The 1,726-nt window shown below is 67.3% G+C and carries 1 protein-coding gene; it reads right to left on the minus strand.

What is annotated here, in order from left to right; genetic code table 11:
* Window positions 1-114: 114 nt before the first annotated feature.
* Complete coding sequence (locus ABZ453_RS51190) at window positions 115-1,386, minus strand: IS110 family transposase (protein ID WP_359026947.1); 1,272 nt, start codon at window positions 1,384-1,386, stop codon at window positions 115-117.
* Between the last annotated feature and the right edge of the window lie 340 nt (window positions 1,387-1,726).

Raw genomic sequence — 1,726 nt, forward strand, 5'->3', positions numbered from 1 at the left:
GGCATCACAGATTCGTCGGCGTCCCGGACGGACACCGGCCCTATTTTCCCGCCACCACGGCGGCCAGCGCAGCGGCCTGGATTACTGACACGAAAAGTTGAGTGATTGTGCTGGTCAGCCCGTTGTTGCGATGGGCTCGAAGCGGATGGTGAGGCCGAGGCGGTTGGCTTCCTTGGTCATGCGGCGCATGGCGCGTTCAGGGTCGCGGCGGGTGAAGTAGTCGGCGCCGAGGTCCTGGTATCGGGTCTTGTGGCGGAGGATGTGCCAGATCGCGACGGCGAGTTTGTGCATCACCGCGACCAGGGCCCGCTGCCGTCCGCGGCGGGCGGCGATGCGTCGGTAGTAGGCACTGAGGTAGCAGTCCTTGTTCCGGGTCACCGACATCGCGGCGATGCCCAGCAGCCGTTTCAGGTTGCTGTTGCCGTTGCGGGTACGGGCGGACTTGGTGACGCCGGCGGATTCGTTCATGCCCGGGCAGACCCCGATCCAGGAGGCGAGATGGCCGGCGGTCGCGAACTGGGCCATGTCCCCACCGGTTTCAGCGATGATGATTTCAGCCGCCGATGGGCCGATGCCGGGGATGGTGTCCAGGTTCTCGACGTCCTTGTTGTGCTCCAGACGGGTCAGCAGTGCGGTGATCCGCTGGTCCAACTGGTCGGCCCTGGCGGTGAGGTGGTCGATCTCGTCGAGGTAGTGCCGGCACATGAACGCGTGGTGCTCGGTGAACGTTCCGTCCAGTGCCTCAACCAGGGCCGGGATCTTACTGCGGGCCCGCCGGATGGCCAGGTCGGCCAGCGCCTGAGGGTCCCGCTCGCCGCCGATCAGCGCGTTGATGATGGCACGTCCGCTGGCTCCGGTGATGTCGCTGAGCACCGAGGACAGCTTCATCCCGGTGTCCTCGAGTTCCTTCTCCAGCCGCTGGGCCTCCTGCCCGCGTGCCGTGATCAGCTGCGTGCGGCGGCGGGTCAGGTCCCGCAGTTCGCGGATCTCCCGCTCGGGCACGAAGGAGCCCATCACCATGCCCGAGGCGCCCGCCCGGGCCAGGAACGCGGCGTCGCTGGGGTCGCTCTTGCGCCCCCGAATGCCCTTGAGATGGGCCGGGTTGACCAGCATCAGGTTCAGGTGCGGCTGCAAGGTGTAGTAGAGGTGGCGCCAGTAGTCCGAGGTGGCCTCGAGCACCACCACTTCGACCCGGCGCTCGAGCAGCCAGGCCAGCAGACGCCGGATCTCGGCCGGGGTGGTGGCGAACCGTTCGGTCTCCAGCGTCCAGGTCCCGGGCCGCTTCAAGCACGGCGTGCGTACGCACGCCAGCAGGAACCGCTTGCCCAGATCCAGCCCTGCCGCCCGCAGATAGAGGATCTCGTCCTTGACATCCTGTCTGGCCATCGCCGTGTCCCTCCCGCACGCGTGCCGTTCGAACGGGCGCCCGGAGGGATCCGGGAAGTCGCTGAGTCTGACACACGCGCTGCCGGTCACCGTGGTGGCCGTGGCGCAAACCGAAGTCCGCTAGCGGATCCCCATCGCCATCCTGTTGGGCGAGCTGACCGGCATCACAGAATCTTCGGCTTACCGGACGCCCGCCCCGATTTTCCCCTCACCGAGGAGGCCAGCGCAGCCGGCCTGGCGAACCTGTTGGTGATGTTGGTAAGTCGCTGACGGCTGCCTGTGTGCGGTGCTTGGCTGGGAGTGTGCGGGGTGGCGTCGTCGGTGGAGGTGGTCGCGGTGT

Source organism: Streptomyces sp. NPDC005799 (assembly GCF_040630525.1).
Lineage (GTDB): Bacteria > Actinomycetota > Actinomycetes > Streptomycetales > Streptomycetaceae > Streptomyces > Streptomyces griseorubiginosus_B.